Origin of the sequence: Halobacillus ihumii (genome assembly GCF_902726645.1) — a bacterium.
GTDB lineage: Bacteria > Bacillota > Bacilli > Bacillales > Halobacillaceae > Halobacillus_A > Halobacillus_A ihumii.
The window spans coordinates 298,546-315,092 of sequence record NZ_CACVAO010000001.1; the positions used below are offsets into that span (position 1 = coordinate 298,546).

The window sequence follows — 16,547 nt, forward strand, 5'->3', positions numbered from 1 at the left end:
TTCCGACTATCCAAAACCAGTTTAATGAGTGTTTTTCAACTCTTGTTTTCGTCTCAAGATTTTCATGGCAATTTCTGCTGCTTTTATCGGCTCATTGTGCTGTTCAGCTCGTTTAAGCTCAGCCTCTAAGCTCTTAATATCGACCCGATCACTGTTCTCTAATCGAATCCGATGAATATAGTCATCAATTTCCTTATCCGACACTTCCTCCTCAGCCAATGGCGACATAGCTAAGTGGATCACAAGGTTCCTTAAGGATGGATCTTCAATCCGTTCAACAAAATGACTAATATCTGATTCATGACCGTCTTCATAATATGCGTAAAGATGCGTGACAATGACCTGATGCTCGGTAATATTAAACGAACCACCTAATTCTTCTTGAACTTTATCAGCAATAAAAGGGTTTTTCAACATATATGCTATCAGCTTTCTTTCAGCATTATGAAAGGCCGGAAGCAGTTTATGGTGAACGTTTTTTGAGCTTGTAGAATTAGTATGTCGCCTCTTATCCATGCTATCCAGTTTAGGATGCTGCAGTCTTAGCTGCTCCACCTCTTCCTTTAAGGTATTCATGGAAATTTGAAATTCTTCTGCTATTTCGTTCAGATAATGTTCCCTTTCGATGGCCCGGTCTAGCTGTGCGACCTCTTGTATTACCCTTTCGATAAAAGTGATCCGATCTCCTTCTAATTGCAGATTAAAGCTCCGCCTTAAATAGTGGATCATAAAAGATGTATATGGATCACTAGCATCTAATATTTCACGTCTGAAACGATCGCCGCCAAATTTTTTAATGAATTCATCCGGGTCCATTCCATTCGGCACTCGCGCTACATTCGTTTCACAACCAGCTTTTTTAAGCAGCTTTGCCGCTTTAACAGCGGCCTCTATTCCTGCATCATCGCCGTCATAGCAAATAACAACCTTTTCGGCGTAACGCTTTATTAGTTGGGCTTGAGTATCTGAGACTGATGTTCCCATGGTGGCAATCCCATTCTGAATGCCTGCTTGATCAGCGGATATAACATCAGCATACCCCTCAAATAAAATGATTTGGTTTTGTTTTCTGATGGATCCCCGTGCCAAATCAAAATTATAGAGAAGGCGGCCCTTTCGAAACAAGTCTGTTTCTGGACTATTTAAATACTTAGGCTCCTGAGCTCCAGTCGCCCGTCCTGCGAAAGCTACGGTTTTACCAAGATGATTACGGAGAGGAAACATAATTCTTCCTCTGAAGCGATCAAAATATCCGCCTCGTTCATTCGTATTCAATAAACCAGCCTTTACCATTTGCTGTGGATGAAAACCTTTCTTCTCTAAAAAGGTTACAACGAAGTCATTCGAACTTGGAGAGTAGCCTAGCTGATGTCTATTTATTGTTTCTTCCGTAAAGCCGCGCTGCAGTAAATACTCGTAGGCTTCTTGTCCCTCTTTCGAATTTCGTAATAGATGATGATAGAGCTTAGTTAACCAGGCATGTGCATCTAAGCTGCTTTGGGATTCCGGGTCATGCTCTAGCTGCTGTGTTTCATTGAATTGCTCTGGCAAGGGGTGTCCAGTCTGGTCAGCTACCTTTTTTACTGCCTGAAGGAAAGTAAATCCTTCCATTTCCATTAGAAAAGAATAGACGTTCCCACCCTTTCCACATCCAAAACAATGAAAGATTTGTTTATCAGCGGATACGGAAAAGGAAGGAGTATTCTCACCGTGAAAAGGGCATAATCCGAAGTAATTTCTACCCTGTTTCTTTAATTGAACATGTTCACCCACAACGTCTACAATATCTACAGCTTTTCGAATTTCGTCTACTTTTTCCTCTGGAATGTGTCCAGCCATTTTTATCACCAAATTACAAAGATTATTACTAGGTACCCCAATGTTCATCGTTTGCTGTCTGAATTATTGAGCCATGGTCTCGTCTGCATCGCCCTCTCCTATTAGTGTACCTCTAGGATTAATGACATAAACCTGAGCATTTACCCAAGCTTGTTGTCTTTGTTTTAGCATAATTCAATAATTCTACAATAAACCAAAGAATCCTTCCCATTTCTTAATGTTTTATTTTTCTGAAAGTAATTAAGACTTCTATCATTTTTTCACAAAAATCCATTATAATACATTGGATCATAAAAATCTATAATTTTATCATTAATTTTTAACAAAATTGGGCACGGCTCTAATTCTTTATGTTTGTTCCCAACAAAAGCCGCGCTAATGAAAGCGCGACCTTTTAATTCTGTTGCCATTATTTCAAAGAATCTTCTCTTAGTTTATTGACAATAACATTAGCTGTTTCTTCAACCGCCTTATGTGAAACATCTATTACATGGCAGCCGATTTTTTCCACCACAGTATTAAAGTGTTCTATTTCCTGATGGATACGGTTCATATTCGCATAACTTGCCTGTTCACCTAATCCAAGTGATTTCAGTCGTTCTTTACGAATATCATTTAATTTCTCCGGGCTAATTTTAAGTCCAATACATTTATTTGGGTTCACTTTAAATAATTCATCTGGCGGATCTACCTCTGGAACAATTGGAACGTTCGCCACCTTCAACCGTTTATGAGCTAGATACTGAGATAATGGAGTCTTCGATGTCCTCGAGACTCCGATCAGAATTATATCCGCTTTTGAGATCCCTCTTGCATCCCTGCCGTCATCATACTTAACAGCGAACTCGATCGCCTCCACGCGCTTAAAGTAATCTTCATCCAATTTATGGACAAGCCCTGGCTCGAGCCTTGGTTCGGTATTAAAGAAACGCTGCATAGCATCCATCATGGGACCCATTATATCGATGCACTCAATATTTTCCTGTCTGGCTTCGGCTAAAAGGTGCTGTCTGAATTCTGGTGCTACCAAAGTAAAGCCTATCAATGCCTCATGCTCTTTTGCCTGGGCAATTGTTTCATTGATGGTTCCTTTATCCTCTACATAAGGAATTCGCTGGACATCAAAAGGACCATCATCAAATTGACTGAGTGCGGCCTTTACAACTAACTCAGCCGTTTCTCCTACAGAATCAGATAGGATATAAATACATGGTTTCTTCATCTGTCATCCCCCATTTCATAGGAGTTGCTCATAGGTGTTGATCTCTTGCAAGCTCCACTAAAGCTTTAGTAATACTGGTTTTCGTTAAACGTCCTACTACCTCTAACCCATGATCATTAGGTTTTACGACGGGTAGTCCGTCAATCTGCTTTTCAATTAGCTTTTGAGCAGCGTCTAATAGCAAATCGTCCTTTTCACAAATAGATATGTTAGGCATTCTTGTCATAATAATATGAACGGGAATAGATGTTAAATCCTGGTTCCCAATACTGGCCCGTAATAAGTCTTTCCTGGAAAGCACTCCTACGAGCAGGGATTGTTCCTTAGTAACGAATAATGTGCCTACGTCCTCCAGAAACATGGTACAAATCGCATCGTAAACGGAAACATCCTCTTCCACCACGATGGGAAGCCCTTGATATTCATGTACTTTAAACTTCTTCAGCTTTTCAGTTAAGAGCTCCGATCCGGTTTTCCCAGTAAAAAAGTAGCCTACCCTGGGACGTGCATCCAAAAATCCTGCCATTGTTAAAATGGCTAAGTCTGGTCGTAATGTAGCTCTAGTTAAGCTTAATTGATCCGCTATATTCTCACCTGTAATCGGTCCGTTGTCTTTTACAATCTGGATAATTTGTTCTTGTCGGTTGGATAGATCCATTCCTTCACCACCCTAATCACTAACTGTGACATACTATTTATTATTATAGCACATTATTAGCAACTTGAAGGCTGTTAAAACTGCTGTTTCCATTGGATCGTATTAAAATCTGCAAAGGACATAATGTCATTTGAAATTAAACTTAACAATCCCAATCTGTTCTGTTTCACTTTTTCATTTTCTGCCATTACCATCGTATTGTCGAAAAACCGGTGGATTGGTTCAGTAAGCTCAGTTAACTTACGCAAAGCTTTTTCTGGTTGTTCGTCTGCAAGCAAGTGCTGATACTCATCATGCACTTGCTGATAAGTAACATAAAGATCCTTCTCTGTGTTATTTTCAAATAATTCCGGATTCACTTCCATAGATACTGCTTTCTCCGCAAGGTTCAACACTCGGCCCAAAGCTTCCTGAGTGGACTTAAATCCTGGGTCCTGCCGCTTTTCAGCTAGTATTTTAGCTTTTTCCATAGTTACAGGGTAGATGTGTATCCCGTGTGCTAATACTGCTTCAACGACATCAGGTTCAATTCCTCCATCTTTCAATAAGTATGAGGCACGAACAGTAAAAAATTCCTGAACATCTTGCTTAACTTCTGCTCCATTTCGTTCGGAAAGTTGTTTTCTAGCATAAAGGTCATAAACCATATCAAGCAATTGTTCTAAAGAAATCGACCAATTGTTTTGTTTTAAAATCTGTAATACGCCAAGTGCCTGTCTTCTTAATCCATATGGATCTTGAGAACCAGTTGGAATATTCCCAATCGAGATCGAACCAATAATCGTATCCAATTTATCGGCTACGCTGACCACTGAACCAATCATGGTTGCAGGAAGTTCTCCCCCTGCATGTGTTGGCATGTAATGTTCTCTAATGGCTGCTGCAACGTCTTCCTCCTCGCCAAACAAACGCGCATACTTCTCGCCCATAATTCCTTGAAGTTCAGAAAACTCATCAACCATATGTGTTACCAAATCAAACTTGCAAAGTTCTGCTGCTCGCATAGCTTTAGCCGTAACTGATTCAGAGAGTTCAAGCATGGCACTCATTTCAGCGGTAATTGTTTTTACGCGGTCCACTTTATCAGCAAGCGTTCCCAGCTCCTCCTGATACACCATCTTTTGAAGCTTTGCTGCTTTCTGTTCCAGCGATCCTTTCTGATCCTCTCTATAGAAAAACTGAGCATCAGCAAGTCTTGCTTTTAATACTTTTTCATTTCCACGTGAAACTGTATCTAAATGTTCACTATTTCCATTTCGAACCGCTACAAAATATGGTTGAAGGCTCCCATTACCTGCTCTGACAGGAAAGTAGCGCTGATGTTCCTTCATTGATGTAATGAGGGCTTCCTCGGGTACTTCTAAAAATTCTTCACTAAACGCTCCACTGAATACGGTAGGGTATTCAACGAGGTGAGTCACTTCATTCAGCAGATCCTCGTCCTTCATAATCAGCCAGTTTTTTGTTTCTTCCAGCTTAGATAACTGTTCCACTATAAGCTGTTTACGCTTATTTTGATCAGCAATTACAAACTCTCGCTCCATAACAGACTCATATTCATCAGCTTCCGAAACGATCGTTTCGCTTCCTAAAAATCGATGACCGTACGTATGTTTAGCAGTTGATACTTTACCGATTTGAAAAGGAATGACGGTATCCCCATATAAAGCCACGATCCAGCGAATAGGCCGGATGAAACGAAGGTCCGAGTTTCCCCATCTCATGTTTTTAGGAAAATTTAAGCCTAGCAGTACTTCTCCAAATTCTGCTAATAACTTGAAGGAAGACTCACCTTGAGTAAACTTTTTGATATGAACATATTCCGTACCATTAATTTCCTTGAAATAAATGTCATCAACTGTCTGTCCCTGACCTTTTGAAAAACCGATAGCAGCTTTTGACCAATTACCTTCTTCATCTTGAGCAATCTTTTTCGCAGGACCTTTCACTTCTTCATCCATATCAGTCTGCTGCTCAGCCACATCGGAAATTTTAACAGCAAGTCGTCTTGGTGTGGCAAAACTTTGAATTGATCCGAAGGGTATGCGGTTTTCGTTAAACCAATCTTCTGTATGAGCAGTAAGCTGTTTTACAGCGTCATCAATAAATCTGGCTGGCATTTCTTCAAGACCTAGCTCAAATAACACTGTCTTATTCATGACTTCCCTCCTCCTTTAACATTGGAAATCCAAGCCTTTCTCTTTCCTCGACGTAGGTTTTAGCAATTTTTCGAGCCAAGTTCCTTACCCGTGAAATATATCCTGTTCGCTCTGTAACTGAGATAACACCCTTCGCATCTAACAGGTTAAAAGTGTGAGAGCATTTTAAAACATAGTCATACGCCGGAAACACGAGACCTACTTCCATAATACGTTTAGCCTCTTTCTCATAAATAGAAAAGAGTTCAAACAACATTTCATCATCGGATTGCTCAAATGTATAAACCGAATGTTCATATTCAGGCTGAGTGTAGATGTCACCTACAGTCACGCCGTCTGTCCATTCTAATTCAAATACATCCTCTTTATCCTGAATATAGGAAGCTAAACGCTCAATTCCATAGGTGATTTCAGCAGAGACGGGCCGTGCTTCCAGACCGCCAATTTGCTGGAAATAAGTAAATTGAGTAATTTCCATTCCATCTAACCATACTTCCCAACCAAGTCCTGCAGCCCCTAAAGTTGGATTCTCCCAGTTATCCTCAACAAAACGTATATCATGTTTCGCTGGATCTATACCCAATGCCATTAATGAATCTAAGTATAGCTCCTGAATGTGATCAGGTGAGGGCTTCATAATGACTTGAAATTGGTGGTGCTGATAGAGACGATTAGGATTCTGGCCATATCTGCCATCCGCTGGTCTTCTAGATGGTTCAACATAGGCTACATTCCAAGGTTCAGGGCCAAGACTTCTAAGCAATGTCATAGGCGACATTGTTCCTGCCCCTTTTTCAGTATCATACGCTTGCATTAGCAAACAACCCTGGCTGGACCAATGGTTTTGCAAGGTTTGGATCATCGTTTGAATATTCAAATTCATTAACCTCCTCTTTCGTAGTTCATAACTTTCGAAAACCTCTCATTACCTAAAGCTGAACATAAAGAAACCCCGTCCCTATGCCTTACGACATAGGGACGGGGTTTCCGCGGTTCCACCCTACTTGCTTGCCAGTTGCTTTAAAAACAGCAAGCCGCTTTGTAACGATCATGCTCCAGACTGCCTTCATCGAATTACACAACCTGACTCTCACCACCACAGGCTCGCTTATAACTGTGTAAAGATCGATTACTACTTTCCTTCATAGCATCAATTTATTAGTAATGAAATCATACTGAATCTTGAATCGTTTGTCAATCATCATTCCTTAAAGAGATCCAACTGTTTAAGAAACTTTCGTGACTTTAGAAGGTAACCTCCATAACGATCATAGTATTCGTCTAAAAGTTGACGGAGTTTTTTCTTATTCTCTTCTTTCAGAGAAATGTCCCCCAGCCTTTTTACGTCCATATGTAGAAATAAACGCAACAATCGTGATAGAGGCTCTGTTAAACGATAAGCTCCCGGATCAATGTGCCAGCAACGGCTGCATAATAAGCCGCCCTCCATTATAGAGAACGCATAAGGGCTTTGCTCCTTTCCACAGTTTATACAACCGTCAACTATTGGAGCAAAGCCTGCTTTTCTATACAATTTCATCTCATACATCATGGAAAGAATCTCCGGATCTTTCCCGTCGGCCATCCACTTCAGAGATTGTAATAACTGTTCAAATATAAAAGGATCAGGCCTTTTCTCTTCAATAAGCTTATCGGTTAATTCAGCCATATAGGATGCATATCCTGTCAAAATAATATCTTCACGTATTGATCGAAATGAAGCCATAACCTCCCCTTGACTTAATGAGCCTAGTCCAGAACCAACGTAGAGCAAATATTGGCCGTGAATAAATGGTTGGGTGACCGAGGCCATTCGGCTTTTGGGCTTTTTAGCTCCTCGAGCCATGGCCCCGATCTTTCCCTTTTCTCTCGTCATCAAGGTTACTATTTTGTGTGTTTCCCCATAATTCCTCGTTCGTATCACAATACCTTCCACATTTTCTAACAAAGCATTCACCTGCTTTAGTTACTGCCCGGATCTTCCTCACCCTGTTCTGTCACTGCTGAAACTAATGACTCTTCTGACGATGCATTGTTTATTTCCAGTTCCTTCATCAACAAATAGGTTTCTATGTTTCCTGTCTGTCTAAATACATTCCAAGACATGTTATGCACAAGAAACACCGCCTTTCATAGTATCGTTAAAAAAGAAATGTCATGACATACTTAGGTTGCTTCATATGAGAAAAACCATAAGGCTTAATTTTTTCCATATTTAATATTCGTCTTCATTATAACCGAAATCACTTAGCTGCACTTGGCGGTTCCGCCAATCCTTCTGAACTTTCACCCAAAGTTCCAAATAGACGCGACTTCCTAATAAAGCCTCAATATCTTTCCGTGCCCGCTTACCAACTTCTTTCAGCATGCTGCCTTGTTTACCAATGATAATCCCCTTTTGTGATTTACGTTCTACGATGATTGCTGCTTGCACGTAGACAGCATTTGAATCCTTTCTTGGCTCTATGCCCTCGATGACTACAGCAATTGAATGCGGAATTTCCTCCCGCGTCAGGTGCAATACCTTTTCTCTTATAAACTCACTGATAATAAAGCGCTCCGGGTGATCGGTAATCTGGTCTTCCGGATAGAACTGCGGTCCTTCCGGCAAGTGTCCTTTAACTACTTGCAGCAAATGGTTAACATTGTTACCTTCTAAGGCAGAAATCGGCACAATTTCTTCAAACTCAAATTTCTCTCGGTATTGGTCAATGAGCGGCAGAAGCTTATCAGGGTGTACCTGATCGATTTTATTAATAACCAGAAAAACGGGCTTGTCTACTCGTTCAAGACGATCCAGGATAAACTGATCGCCTCGTCCATACCCCTCTTCAGCATTGATCATAAACATTACGGCATCCACTTCATTTAACGTATTTTCCGCTACATTAACCATGTAATCTCCCAGTTTATGTTTCGGCTTATGAATACCGGGTGTATCAATAAAAATAACTTGAGCATCTTTCTCCGTCAATACACCGGAAATTTTATTTCTTGTTGTTTGCGGCTTATCGCTCATGATAGCAATTTTCTCACCAATAACATGATTCATAAAAGTTGATTTTCCGACATTCGGGCGGCCCACTATGGCTACAAAGCCGGATTTAAATTGTTCTTCCATAAACTTTCCTCCATAAAAACTTTGATTGATTTATAAGATCATTATGAGTTTAGGCAAAAATATACATATTCCCACGAGTACTGATCCTACAGCTGTTATCAACACCGCAGCAGCGGCCATATCTTTAATAATTCCTGCTAATGGATGCTGTTCGGGTGCCAAATAATCCAATACACGTTCAATACTCGAATTAATGACTTCCATTGTTAATACTAGAACAATCATAGTTATTAGAACAGCCCATTCAGTCCATGAGATTCCAAAGTAAACGGCTAGGAAACAAGCCAGGCTGGCAGCCAAAAGATGAATACGGAAATTCCTCTCCGTTAAAAAGACTTCTTTAAGCCCATTTAATGCAAACCGCAGCCCTATTAACTTGCTTCGTTTACGATCTCTTGAGTCCATACTCATGTAGAATTTCCTCTTGACGGGAAAACATTGTCTTTTCATCTTCTTTCTCCATGTGATCATACCCAAGGAGGTGCAAAAATCCATGTAGAGCCAAAAAACCTAACTCTCTTTCAAATGAATGATCAAATTCCTCAGACTGTTCTTTTGCTTTATCCACCGAAATCACAATGTCACCTAGAATGGCGGGCATTTCACTTGACTGGACTTCCACTTCCCCTTCACCTAGTTCTTGCATAGCAAAAGAAATGACATCTGTAGACTGGTCCTTTTGTCTGTAATTCCGATTTAATTCCTGAATGTAGTCGTTATCCACGAATGAAATAGATACTTCAGATTGAGGTGTAACCTGTTCTTTTTCCGCAGCAAACTCGACCAATCTTTGAATTAAATCTACAAACGCTTCATCAACTGAATCGGTCTCATCTTGAAAATCAATTTGTACCATTATTTAGCCTCCTTTATGATTGAATGTTGATCAGGATACTGAATCCTGGAATGAAATATCCCCTTCAACGTTTAGACAAATTGCATTTTCTATCGTTTTTAACTCTTTGAACGACAAACTGCATTCATCAAAAATAGAAATACTTCAGTAAAGTTGTTCTGTGATGCTGTTTAGCAATATCAATAATTTCTTTCGGAAGTTTTTCTTTTTTTAATAGTTCTGCCCCATCATAAGGATGGTTAATGATAATCGTAGCACTTTGTACAGGATTTAGAAAATCGTGCGGGTTTTTCATGCCCATTTGATTTTCGATAAAATAGCGCGGATTTAGCGTTTTTCCTAGATCATGATAATAAGCACCGACTCGTTCCAGCAATCCACGTGCTCCGATCGCCTCGCAAGCTGATTCACTTAAATTAGCTACCATTATACTGTGATGATAAGTCCCCGGGGCTTCCGTCAATATTTTGCGTAACAATTTGTGGTTAACCTTTGTTCCGTTTTCTTTTCATTCCCTATTGTGATAGGTGACCGGATGGTTTCATCTGCTACACTAAATTTATCAAGATTATATGTTTCCGTATATACATTTGGTATACACAGATCCCATATTGTTTAAAAATTTGAACAAGCAGTGTCTTTTTATCCCGTTTCATATCCTCATCCCTTTTACATTATATGTAAACCACGAATATAAAATAAGACCCGCATGACGGGCCTTATGACTGATCGTGCTCGTAGGCATCAATGATTCTTTGAACTAGAGGATGCCTCACCACATCTGTTTGATCCAAGTGGATAAACTCAGACCCTTTCACACTTCCGAGTTTCTGCTCAGCAACCTTTAATCCAGACGTGACTCCTTTCGGAAGGTCTACCTGGGTAATATCGCCGGTTATAATCATTTTTGACCCAAAACCAAGACGAGTCAGAAACATTTTCATTTGTTCGGGTGTTGTATTTTGGGCTTCATCTAAGATAGCAAAAGCGTCGTCAAGAGTCCGCCCCCTCATGTATGCCAGAGGAGCAATCTCTATCGTTCCTCTGTCGATTAATCTTGCAGTATGCTCTGCACCAAATACATCATGTAAAGAATCATAGAGCGGTCGTAAATAGGGGTCAACTTTTTCCTTTAAATCGCCCGGAAGGAATCCTAAGCTTTCTCCTGCTTCAACCGCCGGACGGGTGAGAATAATTCGTTTTACATCACCATTTTTGAGAGCATTGACTGCCATCACAACAGCCAGATAGGTTTTACCCGTACCTGCGGGTCCAATACCGAAGACAAGATCATGATTTTTAATCGCTGACACATATTTTCTCTGGCCGAGGGTTTTTACTCGAACAGACTTTCCTTTTGAATTCTTCGTAATTTCATCCTCAAAAAGGGCTTCAAACTGATTGATTTTTCCTTTTTTCGCGAGCTCTACCGCGTATACAATATCGCGTTCTGTTATGGATAACCCTTTGCGGATAATGGCTAGTACAGCCAGTAAAATATCTTCTACCAAACGAACATGCTCGGCTTCCCCTGAAACATTTACTCGTTCACCTCGAGATATGATCGAGACGTTCAATTGCTCTTCAATTTGCTTTAAATGTCTATCTTCTGTACCGAATAGAGCCAGAGCTTCTGTTGGATTATTCAGTTGAATATCAATTGTTTTTAAGTTTCCTTGCATACTCAATCTCCTTGGGTTACATACTTGGTCACTGCAATGTTCTCGTGTACTTTGAATAAAAGGATTAATTTTACTTTACCATTCTCCTTACGCTCGTGCAAAACTTTTTCGCCGATGACCTCTGCCTCTTCATCCAGCTTCTGCTTTAAGTCTCTTTTGGCTGCCACGATTCCCTGTTTAACACGATCGTTTGCTGGTTGAACATCTTCCTGAGCATACATATCTTCGACTTCCAAACGGATTGGCAGCTCCCAACCAAACAAGTCCCACTTCTTTTGAGAGGTTTCCACTCTTACATTTTCCTCATCCTTATTCCACCATCCCCATATCGGAATCTTTATTGAGCCTATCCCGAGGGAATACGCTGAAGATTTTTCTCCATCTGTAAGTTGCAATTGCTGATCTTTAGGAACTTGAATTTCCGCTCGGTACCATGTTTCAGCAATGACTTCTCCTTCAGCCTCAATATACTTGCCGCTATCTTCTTCAGATTCATCCTTGGCCGTTTCATTTGTATCTTCTTTTAGTTTACCTGTGGCGAGCACTGTCCCTTTTTTAACAAACTGATTAACGGAGACTAAAGGTCTGCCTTTAGTAATAAACATTTTTTTTATTATGCCCTTTTTTGATGCTACTAAATCAGCTGGCCGCGTCGTTTCATCTGGATCCTGCCTCGTTTTCATAACCCCATAAAGCTGGTAGCTCGTCCCTTTCTTTTTCACACCAATCCAAAGCAAATCAGGAACATCCTCCAGGAGAAGTCGTTGTACCTCATTAGGATCTTTCATCCCAATTGTCAATTTCCCTTCTGTTACACCATAGGATTCGAGCTGGCTTTCGACAGTCGCTTCAAGCTCAGGCGGCAACCCTTTAATCTGTACAGACCATAATGTATTGGCAAGTAAAAACAAGGCACAGATCCCACAAAGAAAGGCAGCGAGTACTGCCTTTTTAGCAAGTAACCGATGGATGAGAAATGGAATACCATGACGAGCAATGATATGGATTTTACAGCGGTATTTTTTACGAAGCCTGCGATAAATCATCCAGTCCTTAAGACGTATAGTCATTTGTACATCTTTGTCAGACACCTGCTTAACGTTTGTTATATAAGCTCCTTCTCTTGTACAAGCCTGAAGGAAAGCCTCAATTAATGCCCCTTTAACCCTTACTGTAACTAGTCCATATAAAAAATCTAATTGGTTCCTCGCCATTACTTCCCTCCTTTCTTTGGATCAGGATAAAATTCTATGGAATCAAGTGTACCTTCGAGGAGCAATTCTTCCTTTAACATCATTTTAATTCGTAAGCTTTTCCCTTTTATGGAGAGGTGGCCATCACGATACTTTAAGCGCACTTCACGGTCTGAAAAAAGCAGTAGTCCCGTATGATTTTCTATGTAGGCATGGATCGACCCAATCGTAGTTATGCGAGGAAGATCAAGCATAACGTCAGAAGGTAAATCGAAATAACGGCCGACCCATGTACGAATTTGCTGCTGCCATTTCACCATTCGATTTCCTCCTTTCTCTTATACATACGAAAAACGCACGAATTGTATCACTACAATTCGTGCGTTTTTTTATCTTTTTCTGGGATTTGAACGATGTGGCTTGTATGCTCTGGGCGCACCAAGTATTTCTGACATTATGATACCGTCAGCCAATTTCTGTTTGTTCCATTGTCTGGAATAACGAATTGCATTTTTTCTTTCCTTGCCATATTCGACTTGTATCCCATTTGGATCATACATTGACTCAGAGCCGGTCTGAGTAGAAGGAATGGGATACTGGCCCCGATTCTTCTGATATTCCATCAATTCTTCTTGACGCTTTTGTTTTTCATCGTAGTAGTTACGGGTATGCTCCTGGCTGTTCGGTATATTTTCATCCGTTCGGTCAAAAACTGGCTTCTCCGCCCGCTCGGGTGATGCTGAAGGTTCGCTTGGCGTAGTGGGTGAAGACACCGGCGAACCTTTCCCTTCTTTGTTTTTATTTAAACCAGTGAAAAAGCTAATGATCCCGCCGATCACAGCCGCAACGACGAGAAAATTACTAAATATTAATTCCAGAATATTTTCCATATCCATTCTCCTTTATAAGATTAGGAAAATTATTGTTCCTCATTCTCCTGATCAGACATGTCACCTAAGGTTTGTCTCATATCTGTATCAGCATTTATGTTTTGATAATTCATGTAATCCATAACGCCCATTTTGCCTGAACGTAGTGCTTCGGCCAGCGCCTGAGGTACTTCTGCTTCTGATTCAACCACCTTAGCCTGCATCTCCTGCACACGTGCCCGCATCTCTTGTTCTTGGGCAATAGCCATTGCACGACGCTCTTCAGCTTTCGCCTGAGCAATATTTTTGTCTGCTTCTGCCTGATCTGTCTGCAAAATGGCACCAATATTTTTACCAATGTCAATATCAGCGATATCGATTGATAATATTTCAAATGCAGTACCTGCATCAAGCCCTTTTCCTAATACATTTTGTGAAATCCGATCAGGATTTTCCAAAACTTTATTATGGTTCACACTGGAACCTATGGTAGAAACGATACCTTCACCAACTCGAGCGATAACTGTATCCTCTCCAGCACCACCCACTAGGCGATCAATATTAGCACGAACCGTAATACGCGCTTTTGCTTTTACTTCAATCCCATCAATAGCTACCCCGGCGATGAATGGAGTTTCAATCACCTTCGGATTTACACTCATTTGTACAGCCTCAAGCACATCACGGCCTGCAAGGTCAATGGCTGCACAGCGCTCAAAGCTGAGTTCTATATTTGCACGTTGAGCAGCGATCAATGCATTCACCACTCTGTCAACATTACCACCTGCAAGATAATGACTTTCTAATTGGTTCGTGTCTACATTAACTCCTGCTTTGTGCGCTTTAATCATCGGATTAATGACTCTTGATGGAATAACTCTCCTTAACCGCATACCCACTAATGTAAAAATACTTACCTTTACACCTGCAGCCAGGGCACTGATCCATAACATCACGGGTATGAATGTAAATAGCACGGCTATAACAATAATGATAATTCCAATGATAATAATTGGCATAAGTTCTTGTAAGCTCATTTATTACTCCCCTTTTACAATTTTAGTTTTCTTGACGAACAACAATTCTGGCACCTTCGATTTTCACAATTTTAACCTGCTGATTAGCAGCGATGAAACTACCTTCTGACACCACATCCATACGCTCCTCATCAATGAGAGCGGTGCCGGAAGGTCTTAGAGGAGTAATTGTCTCTCCTTTCAGCCCAATCAGTTCAAGACGGTTCACAGTTGAAACATAACCTTTTTCAGCCGAGGTGGAATCATTAAGAATAACGTGTCGGAAAAAACCTCGCTCAAATCCGATCGTTTTTATAAGTATGATCGAGACTACAATCGTTAATAGCAGCGCAATTCCGATGCTCATCGCCATATGGCCTATATCTGCAGATGACATCATCAATGACGCTACAACGGCTGCTACCCCTGCTATTCCAGCTATGCCTCCAGGCAGAAATAGTTCAGCTACAATCAGGCCGACCCCTAAGATCAGCAAGACAATAGCTTCATAACCTGCAAGCCCTGCAACGACATGCCCGTAAAAGAAAAGCACTAAGGACAATGCTCCCATGATCCCAGGAATACCAAAACCAGGAGAGTATAACTCAACCACAAGACCGATACTGGCAATTGATAATAATATGGGTATAACAATCGGATGGGTAAGAAAGCGTGCAAAATTTTCGGCCAGAGTCGGACTCGTTTCAACTACCTTGGCATCGCTCATGCCAATTTCGTGAAGTAGTTGAATCCGATCCTTCACAATACCTTCCGCATAACCGACTTCCACAGCATCTTCAGGCCCTAGTGTCAAAAATTCTCCTTTAGCTGCTCCATACTCAGATAGATTCACACTGCTATCTGCCATGGCCCTGGCATATAAAGGATCACGGCCGTTTGCCTCGGCAGCCGAAACCATTGCTGAAATCCACGCTGACTGTGCTTTCTTATCAGCAGCCGTTCCATCTGAATTAATCACACCTGAGGCACCCATCGTGGCTTGGGGCTTCATATAAATTTGATCAGCACTAAGGGCAATATACGAACCTGCCGAATATGCCCGACTGGCTACAAAGGCCGTATTTGAAATATCTAAACCGGCAAGAAGCTCGCCAATGTCTCCAGCAGCGTCCACCCTACCTCCAGGTGTATCAATTTCAAATATGATATGATCTGCTCCTTTTTCAATGGCTTCATCTGTTGTACGTTCAAGGAAAGAAACCATGCCGCTTTCAACTGTATTTTCGACTGGGATCACATAAACCAGCTGGCCTTCTCCTTCAGCTTTCACATGATCACTAATAAAACACAGGATAAGGAGCATGCTCATCATCAATAGAGAACGATTAACCCATTTCAAACAATTCACCTCCTCGCGCTGGCACACTGCTTATTAATTATACGGGATACCTATGTAAGAAGTTTCATAAAATACAAAAGGTCCCTCTTTTTTATTAAGAGAGACCTTTATCTTTTAAGATAATTGCTTAAGTACGAGTTTATTCACCTTTGAGCCTTCTGTTTTACCTTTTACCTTTGGCATCACAGCACTCATGACTTTCCCCATGTCGCTCTTAGATGAAGCCCCTACTTCTTCAATTGTTTCTTGAACGATTTGTTCAAGTTCTTCTTCTGTAAGCTGTTTCGGCATGTATACTTGTAAAATCTCAATTTCTTCATTAAGTCCTTCTACAAGATCTTCGCGTCCAGCTTCTTTAAACTCTTGGAGGGAATCTTTCCTCTGTTTCACCTCGCGAGATAAAACAGTCAGTTCTTCTTCTTCTGATAGATCTTCACCCAGTTTAATCGCCTCGTTTTGCATCGAAGCTTTAACCATACGAATGACTCCAAGGGTCTTCTTATCCCTTGCTTTCATCGCGGCCTTCATATCCTGGTTAAGACGTTCTAGAATTGACATCTACTTAACACCCT

At 40.9% G+C, this 16,547-nt stretch carries 17 protein-coding genes and 1 pseudogene; all 18 read right to left on the reverse strand.

The genetic code is table 11. The features are described 5' to 3' along the window. Positions 1-21: 21 nt before the first annotated feature. Positions 22-1,839, reverse strand: a complete 1,818-nt coding sequence (gene dnaG / locus G6R08_RS01625; protein ID WP_163526386.1) for a DNA primase — start codon at positions 1,837-1,839, stop codon at positions 22-24. A 409-nt stretch (positions 1,840-2,248) separates the two neighbouring features. Then, complete coding sequence (locus tag G6R08_RS01630) at positions 2,249-3,061, reverse strand: pyruvate, water dikinase regulatory protein (RefSeq protein ID WP_163526387.1); 813 nt, start codon at positions 3,059-3,061, stop codon at positions 2,249-2,251. A 28-nt stretch (positions 3,062-3,089) separates the two neighbouring features. Further along, complete coding sequence (gene ccpN, locus G6R08_RS01635) at positions 3,090-3,719, reverse strand: transcriptional regulator CcpN (protein WP_163526388.1); 630 nt, start codon at positions 3,717-3,719, stop codon at positions 3,090-3,092. A 74-nt stretch (positions 3,720-3,793) separates the two neighbouring features. Further along, positions 3,794-5,878, reverse strand: a complete 2,085-nt coding sequence (glyS, locus tag G6R08_RS01640; RefSeq protein ID WP_163526389.1) for a glycine--tRNA ligase subunit beta — start codon at positions 5,876-5,878, stop codon at positions 3,794-3,796. Further along, positions 5,871-6,755, reverse strand: a complete 885-nt coding sequence (glyQ, locus tag G6R08_RS01645) for a glycine--tRNA ligase subunit alpha (RefSeq protein ID WP_163526390.1) — start codon at positions 6,753-6,755, stop codon at positions 5,871-5,873. The genes glyS and glyQ overlap by 8 nt, the downstream gene beginning before the upstream one ends. Positions 6,756-7,079: 324 nt before the next feature. Next, positions 7,080-7,826 (reverse strand): DNA repair protein RecO, encoded by a 747-nt coding sequence (gene recO, locus G6R08_RS01650; protein WP_163526391.1) that lies wholly within the window; start codon positions 7,824-7,826, stop codon positions 7,080-7,082. Between the two features lie 14 nt (positions 7,827-7,840). Next, positions 7,841-7,984 carry a YqzL family protein gene (locus tag G6R08_RS22205; RefSeq protein WP_275897944.1) on the reverse strand — a complete coding sequence of 48 codons (144 nt, stop codon included), beginning with the start codon at positions 7,982-7,984 and terminating at the stop codon, positions 7,841-7,843. 109 nt (positions 7,985-8,093) lie between these two features. Further along, entirely contained in the window at positions 8,094-8,999 is a 906-nt protein-coding gene (gene era, locus G6R08_RS01660; RefSeq protein ID WP_163526393.1) for a GTPase Era, read from the reverse strand. A gap of 30 nt (positions 9,000-9,029) precedes the next feature. Beyond that, a complete protein-coding gene (locus G6R08_RS01665; RefSeq protein WP_163526394.1) occupies positions 9,030-9,410 on the reverse strand; it encodes a diacylglycerol kinase family protein in 381 nt (126 codons plus the stop codon). Further along, on the reverse strand, positions 9,385-9,858 hold the full coding sequence (gene ybeY, locus G6R08_RS01670; RefSeq protein WP_240339798.1) for an rRNA maturation RNase YbeY: 474 nt from the start codon (positions 9,856-9,858) through the stop codon (positions 9,385-9,387). The genes G6R08_RS01665 and ybeY overlap by 26 nt, the downstream gene beginning before the upstream one ends. Positions 9,859-9,985: 127 nt before the next feature. Continuing rightward, positions 9,986-10,342 (reverse strand): annotated as a pseudogene (locus tag G6R08_RS22040) (HDIG domain-containing metalloprotein); the annotation flags it as partial. Positions 10,343-10,574: 232 nt separating this feature from the next. Continuing rightward, the gene (locus G6R08_RS01680; protein WP_163526396.1) at positions 10,575-11,537 is read right to left on the reverse strand and encodes a PhoH family protein; all 963 of its coding nucleotides are present in this window, start codon (positions 11,535-11,537) and stop codon (positions 10,575-10,577) included. 2 nt (positions 11,538-11,539) lie between these two features. Further along, entirely contained in the window at positions 11,540-12,751 is a 1,212-nt protein-coding gene (gene yqfD, locus G6R08_RS01685; protein ID WP_163526397.1) for a sporulation protein YqfD, read from the reverse strand. Beyond that, positions 12,751-13,050, reverse strand: a complete 300-nt coding sequence (yqfC, locus tag G6R08_RS01690) for a sporulation protein YqfC (protein ID WP_079530314.1) — start codon at positions 13,048-13,050, stop codon at positions 12,751-12,753. Before yqfC ends, yqfD begins: the two co-directional genes overlap by 1 nt. Positions 13,051-13,119: 69 nt before the next feature. Beyond that, the gene (locus G6R08_RS01695) at positions 13,120-13,620 is read right to left on the reverse strand and encodes a ferritin family protein (RefSeq protein ID WP_163526398.1); all 501 of its coding nucleotides are present in this window, start codon (positions 13,618-13,620) and stop codon (positions 13,120-13,122) included. 29 nt (positions 13,621-13,649) lie between these two features. Continuing rightward, positions 13,650-14,636, reverse strand: a complete 987-nt coding sequence (gene floA, locus G6R08_RS01700) for a flotillin-like protein FloA (RefSeq protein ID WP_163526399.1) — start codon at positions 14,634-14,636, stop codon at positions 13,650-13,652. 22 nt (positions 14,637-14,658) lie between these two features. Further along, on the reverse strand, positions 14,659-15,948 hold the full coding sequence (locus G6R08_RS01705) for an NfeD family protein (RefSeq protein WP_163531059.1): 1,290 nt from the start codon (positions 15,946-15,948) through the stop codon (positions 14,659-14,661). Positions 15,949-16,089: 141 nt separating this feature from the next. Next, positions 16,090-16,533, reverse strand: coding sequence for a GatB/YqeY domain-containing protein (locus G6R08_RS01710; RefSeq protein WP_079530317.1), 444 nt, complete (start codon positions 16,531-16,533; stop codon positions 16,090-16,092). Between the last annotated feature and the right edge of the window lie 14 nt (positions 16,534-16,547).

Bases quoted from the DNA above. Each gene is read 5' to 3' on its own strand.
- G6R08_RS22205 (WP_275897944.1), bottom strand. From the start codon at position 7,984: ATGTCTTGGAATGTATTTAGACAGACAGGAAACATAGAAACCTATTTG.
- G6R08_RS01665 (WP_163526394.1), bottom strand. From the start codon at position 9,410: ATGAGTATGGACTCAAGAGATCGTAAACGAAGCAAGTTAATAGGGCTG.
- G6R08_RS01630 (WP_163526387.1), bottom strand. From the start codon at position 3,061: ATGAAGAAACCATGTATTTATATCCTATCTGATTCTGTAGGAGAAACG.
- G6R08_RS01680 (WP_163526396.1), bottom strand. From the start codon at position 11,537: ATGCAAGGAAACTTAAAAACAATTGATATTCAACTGAATAATCCAACA.
- era (WP_163526393.1), bottom strand. From the start codon at position 8,999: ATGGAAGAACAATTTAAATCCGGCTTTGTAGCCATAGTGGGCCGCCCG.
- dnaG (WP_163526386.1), bottom strand. From the start codon at position 1,839: ATGGCTGGACACATTCCAGAGGAAAAAGTAGACGAAATTCGAAAAGCT.
- glyS (WP_163526389.1), bottom strand. From the start codon at position 5,878: ATGAATAAGACAGTGTTATTTGAGCTAGGTCTTGAAGAAATGCCAGCC.
- G6R08_RS01695 (WP_163526398.1), bottom strand. From the start codon at position 13,620: ATGGAAAATATTCTGGAATTAATATTTAGTAATTTTCTCGTCGTTGCG.
- floA (WP_163526399.1), bottom strand. From the start codon at position 14,636: ATGAGCTTACAAGAACTTATGCCAATTATTATCATTGGAATTATCATT.
- G6R08_RS01710 (WP_079530317.1), bottom strand. From the start codon at position 16,533: ATGTCAATTCTAGAACGTCTTAACCAGGATATGAAGGCCGCGATGAAA.
- ccpN (WP_163526388.1), bottom strand. From the start codon at position 3,719: ATGGATCTATCCAACCGACAAGAACAAATTATCCAGATTGTAAAAGAC.
- yqfC (WP_079530314.1), bottom strand. From the start codon at position 13,050: ATGGTGAAATGGCAGCAGCAAATTCGTACATGGGTCGGCCGTTATTTC.
- G6R08_RS01705 (WP_163531059.1), bottom strand. From the start codon at position 15,948: ATGATGAGCATGCTCCTTATCCTGTGTTTTATTAGTGATCATGTGAAA.
- yqfD (WP_163526397.1), bottom strand. From the start codon at position 12,751: ATGGCGAGGAACCAATTAGATTTTTTATATGGACTAGTTACAGTAAGG.